At 73.4% G+C, this 19,858-nt stretch carries 23 protein-coding genes; 8 read left to right on the forward strand and 15 right to left on the reverse strand.

Going from position 1 to position 19,858, the window contains the following annotated elements; genetic code table 11:
* The first annotated feature begins 49 nt into the window (after window positions 1–49).
* Window positions 50–367 carry a hypothetical protein gene (locus tag HPY23_RS27240; protein WP_091882475.1) on the forward strand — a complete coding sequence of 106 codons (318 nt, stop codon included), beginning with the start codon at window positions 50–52 and terminating at the stop codon, window positions 365–367.
* On the opposite strand, the gene HPY23_RS27245 is transcribed toward HPY23_RS27240, so the two are convergent.
* Window positions 322–1,053, reverse strand: a complete 732-nt coding sequence (locus HPY23_RS27245; RefSeq protein WP_091882471.1) for a gamma-glutamylcyclotransferase — start codon at window positions 1,051–1,053, stop codon at window positions 322–324. The genes HPY23_RS27240 and HPY23_RS27245 overlap by 46 nt on opposite strands.
* A 145-nt stretch (window positions 1,054–1,198) precedes the next feature.
* On the opposite strand from HPY23_RS27245, the gene HPY23_RS27250 reads away from it, so the two are divergent.
* Entirely contained in the window at window positions 1,199–1,510 is a 312-nt protein-coding gene (locus tag HPY23_RS27250; RefSeq protein ID WP_060847746.1) for a hypothetical protein, read from the forward strand.
* A gap of 83 nt (window positions 1,511–1,593) precedes the next feature.
* Entirely contained in the window at window positions 1,594–1,887 is a 294-nt protein-coding gene (locus tag HPY23_RS27255) for a hypothetical protein (RefSeq protein WP_060847747.1), read from the forward strand.
* 19 nt (window positions 1,888–1,906) lie between these two features.
* Here HPY23_RS27255 and HPY23_RS27260 read toward each other — a convergent pair whose 3' ends face one another.
* Entirely contained in the window at window positions 1,907–2,632 is a 726-nt protein-coding gene (locus tag HPY23_RS27260) for an alpha/beta hydrolase (RefSeq protein WP_091882468.1), read from the reverse strand.
* Between the two features lie 116 nt (window positions 2,633–2,748).
* Window positions 2,749–3,225, reverse strand: a complete 477-nt coding sequence (locus HPY23_RS27265; RefSeq protein WP_175539854.1) for a hypothetical protein — start codon at window positions 3,223–3,225, stop codon at window positions 2,749–2,751.
* Between the two features lie 287 nt (window positions 3,226–3,512).
* Here HPY23_RS27265 and HPY23_RS27270 point away from each other — a divergent pair, with 287 nt between their 5' ends.
* Window positions 3,513–4,844 (forward strand): GDSL-type esterase/lipase family protein, encoded by a 1,332-nt coding sequence (locus tag HPY23_RS27270; protein ID WP_091882725.1) that lies wholly within the window; start codon window positions 3,513–3,515, stop codon window positions 4,842–4,844.
* A 4-nt stretch (window positions 4,845–4,848) separates the two neighbouring features.
* Here HPY23_RS27270 and HPY23_RS27275 read toward each other — a convergent pair whose 3' ends face one another.
* The 10 genes from HPY23_RS27275 to HPY23_RS33285 all read right to left on the reverse strand — a co-directional run bounded on the left by HPY23_RS27275 (window position 4,849) and on the right by HPY23_RS33285 (window position 11,783).
* A complete protein-coding gene (locus HPY23_RS27275) occupies window positions 4,849–5,403 on the reverse strand; it encodes a GNAT family N-acetyltransferase (protein WP_091882464.1) in 555 nt (184 codons plus the stop codon).
* Window positions 5,404–5,576: 173 nt separating this feature from the next.
* Window positions 5,577–6,017 carry a type II toxin-antitoxin system HicB family antitoxin gene (locus HPY23_RS27280; RefSeq protein ID WP_091882461.1) on the reverse strand — a complete coding sequence of 147 codons (441 nt, stop codon included), beginning with the start codon at window positions 6,015–6,017 and terminating at the stop codon, window positions 5,577–5,579.
* A gap of 31 nt (window positions 6,018–6,048) precedes the next feature.
* Window positions 6,049–6,258 carry a type II toxin-antitoxin system HicA family toxin gene (locus HPY23_RS27285; protein ID WP_091882722.1) on the reverse strand — a complete coding sequence of 70 codons (210 nt, stop codon included), beginning with the start codon at window positions 6,256–6,258 and terminating at the stop codon, window positions 6,049–6,051.
* Between the two features lie 124 nt (window positions 6,259–6,382).
* Window positions 6,383–6,838: a type II toxin-antitoxin system RatA family toxin gene (locus tag HPY23_RS27290; protein ID WP_091882457.1), complete on the reverse strand. Its 456-nt coding sequence runs from the start codon at window positions 6,836–6,838 to the stop codon at window positions 6,383–6,385.
* A gap of 4 nt (window positions 6,839–6,842) precedes the next feature.
* Window positions 6,843–7,805 carry a lipoyl synthase gene (gene lipA, locus HPY23_RS27295; RefSeq protein WP_091882454.1) on the reverse strand — a complete coding sequence of 321 codons (963 nt, stop codon included), beginning with the start codon at window positions 7,803–7,805 and terminating at the stop codon, window positions 6,843–6,845.
* 153 nt (window positions 7,806–7,958) lie between these two features.
* Window positions 7,959–8,246 (reverse strand): GlsB/YeaQ/YmgE family stress response membrane protein, encoded by a 288-nt coding sequence (locus HPY23_RS27300; RefSeq protein WP_060847754.1) that lies wholly within the window; start codon window positions 8,244–8,246, stop codon window positions 7,959–7,961.
* Window positions 8,247–8,399: 153 nt separating this feature from the next.
* Window positions 8,400–8,726, reverse strand: coding sequence for a lipid-A-disaccharide synthase N-terminal domain-containing protein (locus tag HPY23_RS27305; protein ID WP_060847755.1), 327 nt, complete (start codon window positions 8,724–8,726; stop codon window positions 8,400–8,402).
* Window positions 8,727–8,730: 4 nt separating this feature from the next.
* The gene (locus HPY23_RS27310) at window positions 8,731–9,474 is read right to left on the reverse strand and encodes a glycosyltransferase (protein WP_091882451.1); all 744 of its coding nucleotides are present in this window, start codon (window positions 9,472–9,474) and stop codon (window positions 8,731–8,733) included.
* 23 nt (window positions 9,475–9,497) lie between these two features.
* Window positions 9,498–11,213: an ArnT family glycosyltransferase gene (locus HPY23_RS27315; protein ID WP_091882449.1), complete on the reverse strand. Its 1,716-nt coding sequence runs from the start codon at window positions 11,211–11,213 to the stop codon at window positions 9,498–9,500.
* 147 nt (window positions 11,214–11,360) lie between these two features.
* Complete coding sequence (locus tag HPY23_RS33285; RefSeq protein ID WP_236012769.1) at window positions 11,361–11,783, reverse strand: hypothetical protein; 423 nt, start codon at window positions 11,781–11,783, stop codon at window positions 11,361–11,363.
* Between the two features lie 226 nt (window positions 11,784–12,009).
* On the opposite strand from HPY23_RS33285, the gene HPY23_RS27325 reads away from it, so the two are divergent.
* The 4 genes from HPY23_RS27325 to HPY23_RS27340 all read left to right on the forward strand — a co-directional run bounded on the left by HPY23_RS27325 (window position 12,010) and on the right by HPY23_RS27340 (window position 17,487).
* Window positions 12,010–13,077, forward strand: coding sequence for an ABC transporter ATP-binding protein (locus tag HPY23_RS27325; protein ID WP_060847758.1), 1,068 nt, complete (start codon window positions 12,010–12,012; stop codon window positions 13,075–13,077).
* 132 nt (window positions 13,078–13,209) lie between these two features.
* Entirely contained in the window at window positions 13,210–14,232 is a 1,023-nt protein-coding gene (locus tag HPY23_RS27330) for an extracellular solute-binding protein (protein WP_413231073.1), read from the forward strand.
* Between the two features lie 452 nt (window positions 14,233–14,684).
* Window positions 14,685–15,644: an MBL fold metallo-hydrolase gene (locus HPY23_RS27335; RefSeq protein WP_091882443.1), complete on the forward strand. Its 960-nt coding sequence runs from the start codon at window positions 14,685–14,687 to the stop codon at window positions 15,642–15,644.
* A 214-nt stretch (window positions 15,645–15,858) separates the two neighbouring features.
* Window positions 15,859–17,487, forward strand: a complete 1,629-nt coding sequence (locus HPY23_RS27340; protein WP_091882716.1) for an ABC transporter permease — start codon at window positions 15,859–15,861, stop codon at window positions 17,485–17,487.
* A gap of 369 nt (window positions 17,488–17,856) precedes the next feature.
* Here the strand turns inward: HPY23_RS27340 and HPY23_RS27345 are convergent, their stop codons facing one another.
* Window positions 17,857–19,302: an extracellular catalytic domain type 1 short-chain-length polyhydroxyalkanoate depolymerase gene (locus HPY23_RS27345; RefSeq protein WP_236012867.1), complete on the reverse strand. Its 1,446-nt coding sequence runs from the start codon at window positions 19,300–19,302 to the stop codon at window positions 17,857–17,859.
* A gap of 49 nt (window positions 19,303–19,351) precedes the next feature.
* Window positions 19,352–19,771: a CopG family transcriptional regulator gene (locus HPY23_RS27350; protein WP_060847761.1), complete on the reverse strand. Its 420-nt coding sequence runs from the start codon at window positions 19,769–19,771 to the stop codon at window positions 19,352–19,354.
* Between the last annotated feature and the right edge of the window lie 87 nt (window positions 19,772–19,858).

The raw sequence follows: 19,858 nt of genomic DNA on the forward strand, positions 1-19,858 counted from the left end.
CCCGGTGAAGCTTGTCCGTACGACCGATCCTGCCGAGGTTCTTCGACCCATGACGCTCCGCACGATGCTGGCCTGCCTGCCTCTGGCGGCTGCCCTGGCCGCCGCGCCGGCGGCCGCCGCCGACATGCCCGCCGGCTATGCGGGGCGCGCCGGAGCCGGGTTCTCGGCCGGCTGGGTCGCGCCGCCCCCACCCCCGCCCGTCGCCCTCGAGGCGGAGGTGCAGGCCGACATCCTCGTCGCCGCTCCGCCGCCGCGCCGTCTCCTCGGCTTCGGCTACGCGCCGGTCCTGCCCTATTACGGCGTCTCGACCGGTCCCTACGGCTACCCGCCGCGGCGCGAGCCGGGGGTCGGCGTCGGGCTGTTCTGAGCCGCGAGCCGCTCCGCCACCAGCGCCTGCAGGGTCCAGAGGTGGCGGTCGCGCAGGCCCGCCGCCTCGCAGGCCGCCACCGTGTTGAGCAGGTACTCGGCGCTCGGGCCGGTCGGGCCGCAGGCTGCCGCGATGTGCCCGGCAATCGCCTCGTCCGTCAGGCGTCCGGCGTAGCGCGTCCCCGCCCGGTCGGCCACGAAGGCCAGGGCCGGGACGGGGCCGTCGGCGGTCCCGGCGGCGATCCAGCGGGCTTCGTATCCGCGCCCGCGCATCTCCCGCCGCCAGACCGGCCGGACCGCCTCCCGCAGGTCGGGGCCGGCGATCCGGTAGGCGAAGCCGCGGCATCGGCCGCCCCGGTCGAGGGCCAGCATCACGCCGGGCCGCTCCGGCGTGCCGCGAAAGCCGGGCTGCCACAGGCAGAACCGGCGGTGCCAGCCCCGCACCGTCGCCGCGCGCCGCTCGGCCACGGGAAATTCCGGCCGCCACATCAGGGCGCCGTAGGCGAACAGCCACAGGGCGTCGCGATCGCCCGGCTTCTCCGCCAGGGCCGCGTCGAGGCGGGCATCGGCCTCCGCCTCGCCCATCAGCGCCATGCCGCAGCCGGGGCCGCGTTCGTCCGCGGCCACGGGGTGCGGGTGGGTGCGTGCGATCAGCGCGGCGGTGAGCGTGAGGGAGCGTTTCGGCATCGCAACCGTTAGTGCAGTGGGTGCGGCAGCGTTGCCGTGGGCCAGGCGGGGCCTCGCGGCTGTTCGGCCAAGCGTGGCCGCCCCATGTCCGTTAGTGCCGTGCTAAGCCGCGCGGGTCCAGATTGTCCGGAATGGAGGACGCGTTATGGCCATCACGGGTCGCTTCAATTTCCGCAAGACCCTGACGGGCAAGCTCGTCCTGCAGGTCGAGACCGAGCGCCGCTCCTGGTGGCCCTTCGCCCGTGCCGCCTCGCCGGGCCATGTCTGGCGCGACGCCACGCCGAAGGACCTGACCGCGGTGGAGCTGCAGCCGCTGCTCAACCTGCGCCGCAATCCCGGCTACATGCCGCGCAACCCGGTGATCTTCATGATGGGCCGGGAGCCGGCGAGCGCCGCGCCGTCGGCCGAGGTGGTCACCCTCGCGGCCCACCGCGCCGGCCAGCAGCAGGCCGGCTGAGGGCCGCGGCACCGCCGGCGCCCTGCCGCGTTGTCCCGGTTCACCAGGACGGGGCGCGACCCCGCCGAACGGGAGAGCGCAGGATGGGCATGACCTCCGTGAACCAGGCCGTCATCGAGACCCTGTCGGAGCAGATCGTCGCCGCCTATTGCGGGTCCGGCCTCCCCGAGGGGCCCGCCCGGGGCAAGTCCCGTGCGCGGCTGATGGACGAGGTCGCGCATGCCATCGAGGAATCGGTCGGCAGCCGCACCCTGGCCGAGGACGGCCCGGAGCGGGTCAATGCCGTGCTCGCCGATTGGGAGGCGCAGGAGGGCCGCAGCTTCGGCCTGCGGCTGATCGAGATCGACCCCGGCCGCACCGTGGCGACCATGGGATAGGTCTATCCCCGGAATAGGCCTATCCCCGGCCGAGCTCGACCAGCAGGTCGGCGAGCGGCCCCGGCGCGCTCACCATCGCGTCGTGGCCGGTGGCGAGGTTGCGCCAGTTCCAGCCGGGCTGGCCCCGCACCCAGTCCTTGACCCGGTCGAGGGTGGCGTAGGACGGCGTCGTGCAATCGACGTAGGTGCGCGGCAGCCCGTTGCCGACGGGGCCGCGGATCGGCAGCGGGCTCTCGTAGGTGCCCAAGGGGTGCGGGGTCAGGCGCCGTTCGAGCCAGGCCGCGTCCGCCGGATCGAGCACCCCGAAGGCCGCGGCCGGCGGCGGCGGCAGGCTCACGCCCCCGCTCGACTCCGCGGCGGCCCGGCGGCGGGCCGCCACCACCTCGGGGGCGAGCCCGTCGAAGGGTGACCGGCCCGGCTCCACGATCAGCGCGTCGAGATAGACGAGGTGGCGCAGCCGCTCCGGCATCGCCTCGGCGACGCCGCTGATGGCGAGGCCGCCGAACGAATGCCCGACCAGCACCACGTCGGTCAGCTCCTCGGCGGCGATCGTTCCGGCGATGTCCTGCACGAAGGTGTCGAGGGTGATGGCGCGCGACATCAGATGCGCCCGCTCGCCGAGGCCGGTGCAGGTCGGGGACAGCACCCGGTGCCCCTGCGCCCGCAGGCGATCGGCCACCCGGACCCAGCACCAGCCGCCATGCCAGGCGCCGTGGACCAGCACGAAGGTCAGCCCGTCGCTCATCTCGCTCAAGCCCTCCCGGCACGTCGGCGGAGCCAAGCGCGAACGGGCCCGGCGCGCAAGGGGCTTATGATTGGGGCTTCGGATGAGGGCTTCGACTCGGAACCCCGGCCCCGGCCCTACTCCTCGGCCTCGTCGCGGTCCTCGCGGTTGGCGTCGAAGCCGGCGATCATCCGCTCGATGGCCTTGAAGCTGCGCACCGCCTCCTGGGTGCGGCCGGCGGCGCACTGGCCCTCGGCCGAGCGGTACCACAGCAGCATGCTGTTGAAGGCGTGCTGGTGGGGCGCCTCGGCGACGCGGGCGCGCCGCGCGGTCTCGGCGTCGAACCACACCCGCGCGAGGTGGCCGGCATTGGTGCAGACGTCGGCGGAGGGCGGCAGGGCGGCGCGGGAGACGGTCGGGTCGCACAGCATGGCGAACCAGATCGCCCCGGCGACGAGGCCGGAGGCCCCCAGCATCCCGAGGGCGCCGCGCCCGCGCCTGCGCCAGTCGGGCCGCACCGGCTCGGCGGCGGGCAGCGCCTCGACGGTCTCGGGCCGGCAATGGGTGTAGTGCGTCGAGCCGTCGGCGTGATGGTGAGGCCACGGATGGGTCATGGGGGCACCCCCTCGATCAGGGTGGGACCCGGGAGCCTCGCATGAACCATCACGGGAGCCGGGTCGTCGGGACGGATCGCGGCGGCAGCACGACGAGCCGCAGCCGATCGCCGGACGATCGTGCGGCGGCGTCGGACCCTCGCGAGATCGCCGATGGTTAAGCCCGCCTTGCGGCGTCCGGCGTGTTCCAGCGCACATTCCGCGCGCAAGTGCTGGCGCCCGCGCGGGCGGCGTGCTCTTTCGGGCGGCAGGGGCGCGACGACGCCCGCGATCGGGAGGACGACGCGATGAGGCATTGGCGCGAGGCGGCGGCGGCCGCCCTCTGTCTCGCGGGCCTGTGGGCGGCCCCGGCGGAGGCGCAGGACCGCCGCTGGGCGACCGCCTGGGCCGGCTCGGTCCAGGGCCCCTACCCGGTCGGCAACCCCTCGGCCCAGCCCGACCAGAGCTTCGCCTTTCCCGATCCGGCGGAGGGCGCCCGCGACCAGACCCTGCGGCTGGTGCTGCGCCCGGACGTGTGGGGCCGCGAGGCCCGCCTGCGGATCTCGAACGCCTTCGGCACCCGGCTGCTGACCCTCGACGGCGTCCATGCCGGGCTGCAGCTCGGCGGCGGCGCCCTGGTGCCGGGGACGAACCGCCCGGTGCTGTTTTCCGGGCGCGACCGGGTCACGGTCCCGCCCGGGGGCGAGGCCTGGTCCGACCCGGTCGCCCTGCCCTTCGCGGCCGACCCCGATGCGGCCCTGCTCGCCGGGCGCAAGCTTGCGGTCTCGCTCCACGTCGTGGGCGCGAGCGGGCCGATGACCTGGCACGCCAAGGCGCTCCAGACCTCCTACGCCACCGCGCCCGGCGCGGGTGGGCACGGCGCCGACGAGGACGAGGCCGCCTTCCCGTACTCCACCGCCTCGTGGTTCTTCGTCGATGCCGTCGACATGGCGGTGAGCGCGCCGACCCCGGTCGTGGTCGCCTTCGGCGATTCGATCACCGACGGCACCGCCTCGACGATGAACGGCGACGACCGCTGGCCCGACGTGCTGTCGCGCCGCCTGCACGCGAAGGCCGGCAACCGGGTCGCGGTGGTCAATGCCGGCATCGGCGGCAACCAGGTGGTCGGCCCGGCGGAATACGGCCCCCGGAAGCCCTTCCCGGGCGGTCCCTCCGCCCTGGCGCGGCTCGACCGCGACGTGATCGGCCTGTCGGGCGTCGCCAGCGTGATCTGGCTCGAGGGCACCAACGATTTCAGCCGCAACGGCGAGGCCGCGTTGGAGGCGGTTCAGGCCGGCATGCGCGAGGGCGTCGCCCGCCTGCGCGCCGGCATCCCGGGCGTGCGGGTGATCGGCGCCACCCTCACCTCGGCCAAGGGCAGTTCCAGCCCCGCCCACGGCCATCCCGAGCAGGACGAGAAGCGCCGCGGCCTCAACGCCTTCATCCGGGAGTCGGGGGTATTCGACGGCGTGGTCGATTTCGACGCCGCCACCCTCGATCCCTCGACCGGCGGATTGCGCCCCGAGATGGTCCCGGAGAGCACCACCGGCGGCAAGGGCGACCGGCTGCATCCGAACCGGGCGGGTTACGTGGCGATGGGGAGCGGGATCGATCTCGGGGTGGTCTTGCCGGGGCGCTGAGCCCTCAATCGTCCTTTACCCGGGCGTAGAGCCGGCAATCGCGCGGCTCGGGCTGGAGATTGGGATGGATGGTGTGACGGCGCAGCACGCCCTCGAACCGCATCCCGGCCTTCTCCATCACCCGGGCCGAGGCGCGGTTCTCCACGTCGCAGGTGGCGACCGCGCGCCAGATCCCCGGTTGCGCCAGCGCCCAGTCCACGAGCGCCCGCAGGGCCTCCGGCATCAGGCCGCGCCCCCAGGCGGCATGGGCCAGCACGTAGCCGAAATCCGCGCTCATCTCGTGCAGGCGCAGGTCGATGGCGCCGATCGGCCCGGCTTGATCCGGCTCCTCCAGCAGGTAGGTGAAGCCGGTCCCGGCCGCCCATCGATCCATGCAGGCGCTCAGGTAGTCCCGCGTCTCCTCGACGGCCCGATGCGGCCGCCAGGTCATGAAGCGGGCGACCTCCGGATCGGCCGTGTAGGCGGCAAACAGCGCCTCGGCGTCGTCGGGCCGCGCCGGCCGTAGGACGAGGCGGGTCGTCGTGAGGCGAGGTGGCGGGGTGAGGCTTGCGGCGGCCATGGCGTTGCGTAAGCTCGTCGGAGCGCGAATCGTCCCGCGGAGGCTGCCACGCCATGTGGTTCCCGAGCCAGACCGGCCTCAGCCTGCAGGCGACGAGGCCGGAGCGCGGGACGCTGTTCTGACGCGCGATCCTGCTCCGCGCGGGTCAGGCGTCGAAGCCGGAACCGGCGCGATCAACGCGTCGTCGCGTGACGTCCCTCTTCCGAATCCGGTCCCAGTCCACGAAGCCGAGCGTTGGCCGCCCGGACGAGCCAGCCCGAACGGGTCTCATGAGCCGCTGCCGCAGCGCGGTCGATGCGGCGCAGGTCGCTCTCGTTCATCGTGAGGTTGACCCGCACGGTCTTTCCCGGAAGCTCGACGTCGAGCACGCCCACCATCCCGTCCGCGGCCTCCTCGCGGAACAGCGGATCGTCCCGCAGGAAGTCCAGTGAGCGAGTCGGTGGGACTTCGAGCCCGTCCTCGATCATGCCGCCGACGTGAAACGCCAGCATCTCCGCGGCCTTGTCGTAGAGCGCGTCGAGGTCGTCCGCTCCGGTCGTCGCTCCGGGAAAGTCCGGAAAAGATGCGCCGTAATTGCCGGGCTCGCCGTGGATCAACATGACTACCTTCGTCATGACGGTCCCTCCTCTTCGGCTTGGCTGCCGCTTACCATATCCAGCCGGCCTGCTTGAAGATGTTGCGCAGCGTGCCGGTCGGCAACTCGCGACGGCCAGTATCGACGGAGACACGCCCCGGCTTCGTCGGGTGCCTGAACTGTACGTGATCACCCGGACCCTTGCGCACCTCGATCCACCCATCGTCCGCGAGAGCCTTGAGAAGGTCGCGCATGCGATGGGAATGATGGATGCCCGACATCGTCGGCTCCGAGTTGATGCGCATTGATACGCACGACAGGCCATCGCCGCAAGCCGTCGCGTGCCGGCACCTCCGACCGCGGCGGCTCGCCTGTGCCTCTCGACTCAAGCTCGAAAAGGACGTGTCACACTCTTGCGTACAACCTATCCGCCCGGCTCTCGAACGCATCCGTGAACTTGCGGAACGCCCGGTCGAACATCTTGCCCATGAGGAGCCCGAGCGCCAGGCTCTTGAACTCGTAGGTGATGAAGAACTCCACCGTGCAGCCGCCGTTCGGGGCCTCGCGGAAGGTCCAGCGGTTCTCGAGGTGGCGGAACGGGCCGTCGATGTACTCGGCCAGGATCTTCAGGTTCGGCCGGTCGAGGCGGACCCGGGTCGTGAAGTGCTCGGAGATCGCCTTGTAGCCGACGCCCATGTCGGCGACGAGGGTCTCGGTGCCGTCCTCGCCCTCCTGCTTGCGCAGCACCCGGAGCGAGTCGCAGAGCGGCAGGAACTCGGGATAGCGCTCGACGTCGGCGACAAGGTCGAACATCTCCGTCGGGCTGTGGCGGACGGTGCGGGTGGTGCGGAAGCTCGGCATCGGGTCAGACGGTCCCCAGCCGGTCGAGCCGGGCCTGCTTGAGCCGGGCGAAATCCTCGCCGGCATGGTGGGAGGAGCGGGTGAGCGGCGTTGCCGAGACGAGCAGGAAGCCCTTGGCGTAGGCGGTGGTCTCGTAGGCCTTGAACGCGTCCGGCGTCACGAAGGACAGGACCGGGTGGTGCTTCTTCGTCGGCTGCAGGTATTGGCCGATGGTCAGGAAGTCGACCTCGGCCGAGCGCAGGTCGTCCATCAGCTGGAGCACCTCGTTGCGCTCCTCGCCCAGCCCCACCATGATCCCCGACTTGGTGAAGATGGTGGCATCGAGTTCCTTGACCCGCTGCAGCAGCCGGATCGAGTGGAAGTAGCGGGCGCCGGGGCGCACCGTCAGGTACTTCGACGGCACGGTCTCGAGGTTGTGGTTGAACACGTCGGGGCGGGCCGCCACCACGATCTCGAGGGCGCCGTCCTTGCGCAGGAAGTCGGGGGTCAGGATCTCGACGGTGGTCGAGGGGCTCGAGCGCCGGATCGCCGCGATGACGGCCGCGAAATGCGAGGCGCCGCCGTCCTTCAGGTCGTCGCGGTCGACCGAGGTGATGACGACGTGGTGCAGGCCGAGCTTGGCCACGGCCTCGGCCACCCGCTCGGGCTCGGCCAGATCGAGGGCGTCCGGCATGCCCGTGCGCACGTTGCAGAACGCGCAGGCCCGGGTGCAGGTATCCCCCATGATCATGAAGGTGGCGTGCTTCTTCTCCCAGCACTCGCCGATGTTGGGGCAGCCCGCCTCCTCGCACACCGTGACGAGCTTGTTCTCGCGCACGATGGCCTGGGTCTCGGCCCATTTCGGCGAGCCCGGCGCCTTGACGCGGATCCAGTCCGGCTTGCGCAGGATCGGCTGGTCGGGCCGGTGCGCCTTCTCCGGGTGACGGGGGCGCTGGTCGTTGCGCAGGAGGTCGAGGACGACGGCCATGGGATCCGGGCGGGAAGCGGTCGCGAACCCTTCGCGGCGCGGTCCTGACTTAAGATGTCCGGGCCGCCGGGGCAAATGGGGCGTGACGCGCCGCCGCGCGGCGCGCCATCCCGGGCTTGCCGTCGCGCCAAAGGCGCAACGGTCTCGGGAGGGTCAGTAGCGCCGCTCGCCCCGGACCGCCCGCACCACCGCGATGACGATCACCGCGCCGACGGTCGCCGAGAAGAGGTTGCGCCAGAACCCGAAGATCGGGATGTGGAACTGCGCCGCCAGGAAGTTGCCGACCACGCCGCCGATGATGCCGAGCACGATGTTGCCGAGCAGGCCCATGTTGGAGTTCATGAAGCGCTCGGCCAGCCATCCCGCCAGCGCCCCGATGACGATGGCCATCAGGAGGCCGACGCCCGGCTGCCCGAGCGCTCCGTACACGTGACCGTCCATGCTGTTCCCCTGTGTCGCCGCCGGTTCGCGGCCCGGGCATAGATGGGGTGGCGCGGCCGCGTTGCACCAGGCCGGGCTTGGCGGGAGATGCGAAATCTGACGGTGCGGCACGCCCGCGGCCGGGCCGCGCGCCGGAGGGGCGGCCCCGGCCGCCTACTTCCCCTCGGCCTTCCGCTCGCGGAACAGGAGTGCGAGGTTGCGCAGGTAGATCACCGTGCCGAGGCTCTGGCCGAGGATGAAGACCGGGTCGCGCCGGTAGAGCGCGTAGCCGAGCAGCACCGCCGAGCCGCCGAGCGACAGGAACCAGAACGAGAGCGGGATGACGCTGCGCCCCGCCTTCTCGCTGGCGACCCACTGGACGAGGAAGCGGGCGGTGAACAGCCCCTGCCCGACGAGGCCGACCAGCAGCACGAGGTCCACGGGGCCGGTGAACAGCGACCAGAAATAGGCGCTGAGCCCGTGCATGATGTCGGCGACCATCGCCCTACTCCGTCTCGACCTGCTCGACCTGCGGCACCCGGCGCCGGCGGCGGATCAGCCACCACACCCCGGCGAGGTCGAGGATGCCGACCCAGAGCCGGTCGAACAGGCCGTAATTCGAGTGGCCGGTGAGCCGCGGCCGGTCGACCACGTCGCCGTGGACGACGGAAAACCCCTCGCGGGCGACGAGGGCCGGCATGAAGCGGTGCAGCGCGTCGAAATACGGCAGGCGCAGGTACACCGCCCGGCGGAAGACCTTGAGGCCGCAGCCGGTGTCGCGGGTCGCGTCCTTGAGGATGCGGCCGCGCACGCCGTTGGCGATGCGCGACTGGATCATCTTGCGCCGGCCGTCCTTGCGGCCGACGCGCTGGCCCTGCGCCAGCCCGGCCCCGGGGCCTGCCGCTTTCAGCGCCGCGACGAGGCCCGGGATGAAGGCCGGGTCGTTCTGGCCGTCGCCGTCCAGCGTCGCGACGAACTCGCCGCGAGCCGCGAGCACGCCGCTGCGCACCGCCGCGCTCTGGCCGCAGCTCTCGCGGTGGCGCACCACCCGCAGCTCCGGGTGCCGCGCCCGCGCCGCCGCCAGGGCCGCCGGGGTGGCGTCGGTCGAGCCGTCGTCGACGTAGACGATCTCGAACGGGCTCAAGGGCGCGCAGGCCGCCGCGATCTCGGCGAGGAGGGGCGCAATGTTGCCGGCCTCGTTCTTCACCGGCACCACCACGCTGAGGCGGATGGCCTCCTGATCCGGCATGGCCTTGTCGCTCTCCGTCTGGGTCACGGCGTCACCGCGTAGGCCGACAGCCCGACCGGCTTGCCGCCGTTGATGTTGAAGCCCGTCACGCGGCCGACCGGCTGCGGCGGGGTACCGCCTTCCGCGTCCGCAAACGCCTTGGCGAAGCGGTCCTCGACGTAGACGAGGCGGCAGCCGCCCCGGCGCAGGAAGCCGGCGGCCTCCTCGCCCGAATCGAGCATCGCGAGGTCGGTGCCGATCAGGAAGACCAGGCTCGGCTCGCGGTAGCCGAGGGTGCCGACCGTCGGATTCCGGCACGGCAGCCCGTCGCGGATCGCGGCGAGCCGCGGCGAGACCTTCAGGGCGGGCAGCGCCGGCTGGGTCAGGCCGAACACCGCCGGGCTCAGGAGCAGGCTCGCCAGCACCGCGACGGCGAGCGCGCGCTCCGGGAACCCGTCCGCGAAGGCGCGCCAGGCGAGGAACGCGACGGCGCTGGCGGCGAGGAGCAGCGGCAGCCCCGCCCAGGGGATCGCCCCGTCGAGGCGCCAGGCCACGAGGCTGAGGCCGATCGTGAGGCCGGCCGGGATGAACGGCACCAAGAGCGCCACGAGCCGCGCCCCCGGCCGGTCGCGGTGGACCGCCCCGCGGGCGACCGCCATCACGGCGAGGATCGCGAGGGCCGTGCACAGCGGCAGCACGTAATGCGGCAGCTTGGTCGGCACCGCCTCGAAGACCAGCCAGGACGGCAGCACCCAGGCGACCAGGAAGGCGACGCCGTCCTCCCGCCGGTTCGCCCACGCGAAGGGAATCGCCATCGCGGCGAAGGCGGCGGCAGGCCAGAAGGTGGCGAAGACGACCAGCAGGTAGGTGCCGGGCGGCGCCCAGTGCTGGGTCTGGGCGGTGCCGACCTTGCCCAGCATGTCGTGGCCCACCGCCTCGCCGTAGAAGGCACCCCCGCTCTTCAGCGTGATGGCGACGAACCAGGGCGCGACGAGGACCAGCACCAGGATCAGGCCGAGGCCCGGGCGCAGGCGCTTCAGCCAGGCGCCGGAGCGGGTGAAGACCGAGAGACCGAGCGCGGCGAGCCCGGCGAACATCGGCACCATCGGTCCCTTGACCAGGATGCCGAGCGCCACCGCGAGCCAGAAGGTCAGCACCGTGCCGGTCGGCAGCCGGAGGGTGGCGGCGCGGGTCAGCCAGGCCCGGGCGAGCGCCCCCATGGCGGCGACCGCGCAGGCGGTGAGCAGCGCGTCGGTCTTGGCGAGCCGCGCCTCGGCCGAGAGCATCACGCTGGCTCCCACCAGGGCGGCGGCCAGCAGGGCCTGGCGCCGCGGCAGGAAGGCGAGCGCGGCCCAGTAGCCGAGCAGCACCGTGGCGACGGCGCCGATCAGCGAGGGGATGCGGTAGAGCCAGATGGCGGTGCGGGCGCCCGGCACGCCCAGCGCCTCTCCGGCGGCGACGACCGCGCTCTGGGCCCAGTAGATCCCGACCGGCTTCTTGTGCCGGGCCTCGCCCTGGAAGCGGATGTCGACGAACTCGCCCGATTCGAGCATCTGCTTCGAGGCCTGGGCGAAGCGCGGCTCGTCCCGGTCCATCGGCTGGAGCGAGGCGAATCCCGGCAGGAAGCAGATCAGCGACAGGACGACGAGCAGCGCGCAGGCCGCCCCGTGGCTGCGCGCCCCGAGATCGAGGAGGCGCTCCGCGAAGAGGCCCACGGAGGCGGCGCGGCCGGGGCGGCGCCCGGCGGCAAGGCTCGTCAATGCATGGCTCCGAACCGGAAATCCCGACGCGCACGGCGCCTGTCGCGGCGGGCGCCCGTGTCGGTGATCCGGTCCGGAAAGTCAATTTTTCGCGGCCGGAGCGGCGGAGCGTCTCGACCGGTCCGGGAAGCGGGCGGAATCCTGCCGTTACGCCATCTCGAACAGGAACCCGTCCACCGCCGGGATCGCCACCGACAGGCTGACCCCGCGCGAGGCCCGCGACAGGCGCCAGGGGCGCTCGCGGCCGGCGCGCACCGCCTCGGAGGGGCGCAGGCGGCGGGTGGCGCCGTCCTCGCCGACCTCGTCGATGGTGAGGAAGCCGTAGACGAGCAGGCGCGAGGCGAGCAGCTTGGTCTCGCGGTCGCCGGCGGCCACCGGCAGGCTGCCGGCCTCGTAGACCGTGTCCATCAGGCTGCGCTGGTCGCGCCGCGCGGCGGCGACCCGGGGGCTCGGCGCGAGCTCGTGCTCGATCGGACCGGGACGCTCCCGGCGCCGGAACGCCACCACTTTTCCCCCTTCGAAGGCTCGACCTCCCTCGGGGGCGCCGTCCTGGCCCGACAGGTTACGCATACGCACCACACCCTTCGACGCGCCGCCGACTCGTGCAGGCCGCGGCGATGCGGAGGATTCGATGATTCCGCTTAACGCCCGATTGACCCTGAGCGCGATCGCCCCGTGCCGGATCGGCGCAGGCACCCGCGCCCTCGCCTTGTCCCGGCGCCCTCGCCCGGGGCGGGCATCGCGTGTATGAGCGCCGGCGCTTCCCCCCTTCCCGGCGCACGAGGAGCCCGCCCGCATGACCGAACCGGCCCCGTCGCGCCCGGCCGCCCTGGCGGTGGAGGACCTGGCCTGCCGGTTCGGCCGGGTGCAGGCCCTCGCCGGCGTCTCGCTCGCCGTGCGCCCGGGCGAGGTGATGGCGCTGCTGGGTGATTCCGGTTGCGGCAAGAGCACGCTGCTGCGGGTCGTGGCCGGGCTCGAGGCGCCGCAGGCCGGCACGGTGCGGCTCGACGGGCGCCTCGTCGCCGGGCCGGGGACGCGCGTGCCGCCCGAGGCGCGCGGCGTCGGGCTGATGTTCCAGGACTACGCCCTCTTCCCCCACCTCACGGTGCGCGAGAACATCCGCTTCGGCCTCAAGGGCCAGCCACCGGCGGCCCGCGAGGCGGCCGACGAGCTCCTGGAGCAGGTCGGCCTCGCGGCCCATGCCGGCGCCTACCCGCAGACCCTGTCGGGCGGCGAGCAGCAGCGGGTGGCGCTGGTGCGGGCGCTCGCCCCGGGACCGCGGCTGCTGCTCCTCGACGAGCCGTTCTCCAACCTCGACCGGCGGATGCGCGACCGGGTGCGCGAGGACACGGTGGCGCTCCTGCGCCGCACCGGCACCACCGCCCTGATGGTGACGCACGATCCCGAGGAGGCGCTGGCGGTGGCGACCCGCATCGCGCTGATGCGCCGCGGCCGCATCGTCCAGGTCGCCACCGGGGAGGCGCTCTACCGCCGCCCCGAGAGCCTGTTCGCCGCCCGCTTCCTCGCCGACGCCGCCGAGATCCCGACCCGGATCGCCGGGGGCCGGGCCGGCACGCCGCTCGGCGCGGTGCCCGCCTCCCACCTGCCGGAGGGCGCCCCGGTCCGGGTCTGCCTGCGGCCCGAGGCCCTGCGGGTCGGGGCGCCGGGGGACGGCCTGCCCGCCCAGGTCCTGCGCCGCACCTTCCTGGGGGCGGCGAGCGTGCTCCATCTCGGCTTGCCGGGCCTGTCCCTGCCCCTGCGCGCGCGCCTGCCCGGGCCGGGCCCCTACGGCCCGGGCGACGCCGTCGGGGTGACGCTGGTGCCGGATTCCGTGCTGGTCCTGCCCGACGAGGAAGCCGCGTAGCCCGCAAGACTTACGCGCCGGGTCGAGCAGGCTTACATTGAAACAACTAAAATCTATCGCGCTTGCTTTTGTTTCGGGATTGCTTCTCTAGGAGGCGCCACCTTCGGGAGACGCCCCTTGTCCCTGTCACGTATCGCGCTCGGCCTCCTCGGTCTCGTCGCCCTCGCGGGCCCCGCCCGCGCGCAAGGCGCCCCGGAGGGCGCCCGCGAGGTCAACCTCTACACCACCCGCGAGCCCGGCCTGATCCGCCCGCTGCTGGACGCCTTCACCAAGGCGAGCGGCGTCAAGGTCAACACGGTGTTCGTGGACAAGGGCCTGACCGAGCGCGTCGCCGCCGAGGGCGCCCGCTCCGCCGCCGACGTGATGATGACGGTCGACATCGGCAACCTGATCGAGCTCGTCGACCGCGACCTCGCCCAGCCGGTGCGCTCCCCCGCCCTCGAGGCGGCGATCCCCGCCGCCCTGCGCGACCCCGAGGGGCGCTGGTTCGCCCTCTCGACCCGCGCCCGGGTGGCCTATGCCGACCCGGACCTGCGCGACCTCGCCGGGCTGACCTACGAGGATCTCGCCGACCCGAAATGGAAGGGCAAGGTCTGCCTGCGCTCCGGCCAGCACCCCTACAACACCGCGCTGATCGCCGCCTACCTGGTCAAGCACGGCGAGGCCAAGACCGAGGCCTGGCTGCGCGGCCTCAAGGACAACCTCGCCCGCAAGGCGGCCGGCGGCGACCGCGACGTCGCCCGCGACATCGTCGCCGACCTCTGCGACGTCGGGCTCGGCAATTCCTACTACGTCGGCCTGATGCGCAGCGGCCGCGGCGGCCCGGAGCAGCAGAAGTGGGGCGAGGGCATCCAGGTGGTGCTGCCGACGTTCCAGGGCGGCGGCACCCACGTCAACGTCTCGGGCGCCGTGGTGGCGAAGAACGCCCCGCACCGCGACAACGCCGTCAAGCTGCTCGAGTACCTCGCCTCCGACGAGGCGCAAGCGCTCTACGCCAAGGCCGATTACGAGTACCCGGTGAAGCCCGGCGTCGCCGTCGACCCGCTGCTCGCCGCCCTCGGGCCGCTCAAGGTCGATTCCACCCCGCTCGTCGAGATCGCCCGCAACCGCAAGGCGGCGAGCCTGCTCGTCGACAAGGTCGGCTTCGACCGCTGATCCGCGATTCGTCTCCGTCATGCGGGGCGGAGACGGATGAAACTCGGGAAATCTCCTCTCCCCGCGGGCGGGGAGAGGCCTGAGCTCCGAAGGGGCTCGGGGAGCCGCGAACCGTAGGTTCGCTGCGAGGGTGAGGGGGGTGCCGGGGGAGTCTCGTCCGGAGATACCCCCTCACCCACGCTCCGGCTTCGCCTGCGCTTGCCGCTGACCCGACAAGGGGTCAGCGGCCCTCTCCCCGCCCGCGGGGGAGAGGAGAGCCCTGCGCTCTTCTCGTCTCGAATGGTTCTCCGGACAGGCTCCCGCCGACGGAGGGAGTGCGGTGCGAAGGCGACGGCGCCGGGGGTGATCCCGGGCCCTTCCCCGGTCTCCGCTGCCGCTCCCTGCCTTGACGGAACTTGCCGGTTCCTGGACGAGCGGGGCCGACCGACGCGGCTCCCGCCTGGATTGATCCCATGTCCGACGACCTCCGCCACCCGACCCGACGGACGCTGCTGGGCGGCACCGCCGCCCTGGCGGCCGGCCTCGCCGCGACGGGCGCCGCGGCCCAGGCGCCCGCCCCCGTCCCGCGCCGCTCGCGGCTGATCCTGCTCGGGACGGCCGGCGGCCCGACGCCGAAGCCCAACCGCGCCGCGCCGGCCCAGGCCGTCGTGGTCGACGGGCACACCTACCTGATCGATGCCGGCAACGGGACCGGCCGGCAGATGGTGCTGGCCAAGCTCAAGCTCGGCTCGCTCGATTCGGTGTTCCTCACCCACCAGCACTCGGACCACAACGCCGATTACGGCAACGTGCTGCTGCTCGCCTGGGCGACCGACCTCGCCCACCGCGTCGACACCTACGGGCCGCCGCCGCTCGCCCGGATGACGCGCCAGTTCCTCGACCTGAACGACTACGACATCAAGACCCGGATGGAGGACGAGGGGCGCCCGGCGCTCGCCGACCTGATCGTGCCGCACGAGATCACCGGGCCCGGCCCGGTGATGCGCGACGAGCGCGTCACGGTGACGGCCGCCCTCGTCCAGCACCCGCCGGTCGAGCCGGCCTTCGCCTACCGCTTCGATTGTCCCGACCGGTCGATCGTGATCTCGGGCGACACCCGCTACTCGCCGAACCTGATCGCGCTCGCCAAGGGCGCCGACGTGCTCGTCCACGAGGTCATGTACCTGCCCGAACTCGACAAGCTCATCGCCACCGAGCCCAACGCCAGGACGCTGCGCGAGCACCTGATCGCCAGCCACACCACCACCGAGGAGGTCGGGCGCGTCGCGACCGAGGCCGGCGTGAAGACGCTGGTGCTCTCGCATTTCGTGCCCGGCGGCTACCCGTTCATCAAGGACGAGGTCTGGCTCGAGGCGGTGCGGCCGCATTTCAAGGGCGAGATCGTCGTCGGCCGCGACCTGATGGAACTCTGATGCCGCGCGACGTCGCGCCGATTCCGGTCGACCGGCCTCTCGTCGGCAGGGGCCGCTCTTGACGGATCGCGACGGCCTGATCGACCGGGATCTCGATGGTGCGGCCCCGCCCCGGCGGGCCGCCGTTCCGGTGCGGGGCGCTCCCGCCGTCCCGGCGCCGCGGACGCGCGCCCCGCGGGCCGTCACGACCGGCCGGGCGGGGCGTCCCGGGCTCCTGCTCCCGGCCTGGACGCTCGCCGCCGGCCTCACCGCCCTCCTGGTCCTGGCGCCGGTCGCGGCGCTCGGGCTCGAGGCGCTGCAGGGCTCGGGCGGGCTGTGGCCGCACCTCCTCGCCCACGTCCTGCCCCCGGCTTTGCACGACACCGCCCTGCTGCTCGCCGGGGTCGGGATCGTCGTCGTGGTGGTCGGCACCGGGGCGGCCTGGCTCGTCGCGGCCTACGAGTTCCCGGGGCGGCGCCTGCTCGACTGGGCGCTGCTGCTGCCGCTGGCCGTGCCCACCTACATCGCGGCCTATGCCTATCTCGACCTCCTGCACCCGGTCGGTCCGGTGCAGGGCGCGATCCGGGCGCTCCTCGGCTATGCCCGCCCGCGCGACCTGGTCCTGCCGGACCTGCGCTCCCTGCCCGGCTGCATCCTGCTCCTCGGCTTCGTGCTCTATCCCTACGTCTACCTGCCGACCCGGGCGCTGTTCCTGATGCAGTCGGCGACGCTGGTCGAGGCCGGGCGCAGCCTCGGGGCCCGGCCGGCCGCCGTGTTCCTGCGGGTCGCCCTGCCGCTCGCCCGCCCGGCCATCGCGCTCGGCGCCAGCCTGGCGCTGCTCGAAGCCCTCAACGACATCGGGGCGGCGGAATTCCTGGGGGTGCGCACCCTCACGGTCTCGATCTACGACACCTGGGTCAACCGCTCCGACCTGCCCGGCGCCGCCGGCCTGGCGCTGGTGATGCTCGCCGCCTGCCTCGGCCTGATCGCGGTCGAGCGCCGGGCCCGGCGCGGGCGCGGCTATGCCGGGGCGGCCCAGCGCCCGCGCCGGATGAGCCGCACGCCGCTCTCCGGCCCCGCGGCCCTCGCGGCGCTCGCCCTCGGCCTCGTCCCGGTCGCCCTCGGCTTCCTGGCGCCGGCGAGCTACCTCGCGGCCGAGGCCTCCCGGCGCCTGCATCGGGCCGGCCTGTCCGGGGCGATCCTGTCTGAGAGCCTCAACACCTTGGTTTACGCGGCCCTCGCGACCGTGGTCGCCACCATCCTCGGCCTCGTCGTGGCGGCGGGGCCGCGGCTCCTCGGCGGGCGCTGGCACGAGGCGCTCCTGCGCTGCGCCACCTTCGGCTACGCGATCCCCGGGGCGATCCTGGCGATCGGCCTGCTGCCGCCGCTCGCCGCCCTCGACGGCCTCCTCGACGGCGCGAGCCGGGCGCTCACCGGCGCGCCGCTCGCCGCCATGGGCCTCGGCACGGGGGCGGCCCTCGTCTACGCCTACGCGGTGCGCTTCCTCGCCGTCACCGCCGGCAGCAGCGAGGCCGGCCTCGCCCGGGTGCCGCGCTCGCTCGGCGATGCCGCCCGGATCCTCGGCCGCGGCCCGGTCGGCGCCCTGGCGAAGGTCCACCTGCCGCTGACCTGGCCGGCACTCCTCGGCGGCGCGCTCCTGGTCTTCGTCGATTGCGTCAAGGAGCTGCCCGCGACCCTGATCCTGCGCCCGCTCAATGTCGAGACCCTGGCGACCCACCTCTACGGCGAGGCCGCCCGCGGCACCTACGAGGACGGCGCGGTCGCCGCCCTGCTCATCGTCGCGGTCGGGCTCCTGCCGGTGGCGCTGCTCCTGCGGGTCTCGACCCCGAAGGTGTCCCCCTAAGCAGATTTCGCCGAAGCGGTTACCGGTTCGGCGCCGAAAATCTGCGACGAAACAAGACCCTAAGCAGACTTGCGTTGGCCTGCCAAATGTACACGACTGGGGCGTGAAGCCGTTCTGCGTCAAGGCTTTCCCATACGCCACCTCATTCTGAGGTGCGGGCGATCGACGATCGACTAACGCCTCAGGATGAGGTCGCGGGTGGGAGAGATAATCATCGCGGATTCACGTCGCTGTCGTGTACCGTGTGGCCTGCCAACGCAAGTCTGCTTAGGCATGATACCGAAGCGCCTTCGAACGGACGCGTTCGAAGGCGCTGGGCAAGCCCGGATGGGCGCCGGCGCCGATGCGACAGCGCGAGGGTAGGACGGGTCAGCCCGCGCGGGCGTGCTCGCGGAAGAACCGCAGCATCTCCGCGCTGGCGTCCGGCCCCCGCGGCTCGGTGTAGGAGCCGTCCGAGCTGCCGCCCGACCAGGCATGGCCGGCCCCGTGCAGCACCCACTTCTCGACGATCCCCCGGCCGGCCGCGTCCGCATGGACGCTGCGGGTCCAGCCGATGCCGCCGGGCGATTCCCCCCGCGTCACGGTCTCGGTCAGGCCCGGGCCCGGCAGCGCCTGGGCGGCCACCCGCTCGCCGTTGAGGGGGTGCACCGTGCGGTCGCCGTCGCCGTGGAAGACGATGGTCGGCACGCGCGCGCCCGCCGGCCGCCGCGGCGCCGCCCCGCCCTGGCCCATCGCGGCGAGCGCCGAGGGCAGGTCCCGGGCCGCCCCGCAGGCGAGCCCCGAATGGATGCCGGCCGCCGCGAACACGTCCGGATAGGCCGCGGCCAGGATCGCCGCCGCCGCGCCGCCGGCCGAGAGCCCGGCGACGTAGACCCGGGCCGGGTCGGCGCCGAATTCCGCCACGACCTCCCGGGCGATGCCGGCGATCAGCGCCGGCTCGCCCGCGCCGCGGCCCTGGTCGCGGGGCTCGAACCAGTTCCAGCATTTCTGGGCGTTGGCCGCCCGCTCCTGGCGCGGATAGACCACGATCAGCCCCTGCTCCTCGGCGAGCGCGTTCATCCGCGTGCCGAGGGCGAAGTCGTCCGGGTCCTGGGTGCAGCCGTGCAGCATCACGACCACCGGCAGGGTCTCCCCGTCCCGGCCGCTCGGCACGAAGACCTTGTAGGTCAGGCCGCCGGCCGGGCCCGCGAAGCGCCGCTCCTCGAACCGGGCGCCCGGCGGCACCGGCACGGGGCGGCGCGTGCCCAGGCCGTGACCGAGGCCCGCGCCAAGACTTGCGCCAAGCCCCGCGCCAAGCCCCGCGCCAAGCCCCGCGCCAAGACCTGCGCCGAGCCCCGCCTTCAGGCCTGCGCTCAGGTTGGCGCCCAAGGCGGCGCCCGGGCCGGCATCGAGGCCCGCCCCGACCCCGCCGGCGCGCAGCAGATCGGCGAGCCCTGCGGCCTGGCCGGCCTTGTGCAGGAAGGACCGCAGGGCCTCGGGCATCTCCGGCAGGCCGGCCGGAGCCGCGGGAGCCTCCCCCGGGGCCGCCGCCGGGGCATCCCCCGGGACGGTCCAGGCGCCGCCCGGCTCGGCGGGGGCGTCGAGGTCGATCGCCTCCAGGACCGCCGCATGCCCCCGCGGCGACGGGGCCGGCTCGGACGAGGACGGTGCGGAGGGGGTTTCGGCCGTTGCGCGGCCCTGGAGCAGCGCCACCGCCTCGGCGAGGCGGCCGGCGCGGGTGAGGCGGGTCACCTCCGCCATGTCGACGGCGGCGAGGTTCATCGAAGACAGGCCGGCCGGGTTCGGGCCGCCGCGGAACGGATCGAAGGCGCTCATGGGGATCATCCTTGCGGAGTTCGAGGGGGGCGGGTCGAGGGGCCGGAGGTCAGGCGATGCGGTCGGCCAGCGCCGCCTTGACGGCGGCGCTGGCGTGGAAGGCGCCGAGCACCTGGATCGACGCGATGGCGGCCCGGGCGAGTTCCGGCGTGACGTCGTCCGCGATGGTGGCGAGCCCGAGCACCTGGATGCTCAGCGGCGTCCCGGCCGCCCGCGCCGCCTCGAGCTCGGCCCTGGTGATGTGCGTCAGCCCCAGGCTGAGCTGGCGGCGCGCCACCGCCTGGCGCACCGCCTCCTCCTGCCGGTCGAGCTGGTTGCGCACCGCCGTGCGGATGAAGTCGGCGCGGTTGGCGTAGAAGCCGTCGCGCACCATCAGGTCGATGCGGCCGAGGTCGACGAAGCCGAGATTGACCGTGACCTTCTCGCTGTCCGGCACCTTGGGCCGCAGCTCGTGAACGGTGCCCGTCATCCTGTCGCCTTCCTCTGACCATCCGGTTGGATGGTCTGGAGATGGCGATGGGAGGTTCGACCCGCAAGGGGCGGTGTCCCGGAACGG

The organism is Methylobacterium ajmalii, assembly GCF_016613415.1.
Lineage (GTDB): Bacteria > Pseudomonadota > Alphaproteobacteria > Rhizobiales > Beijerinckiaceae > Methylobacterium > Methylobacterium ajmalii.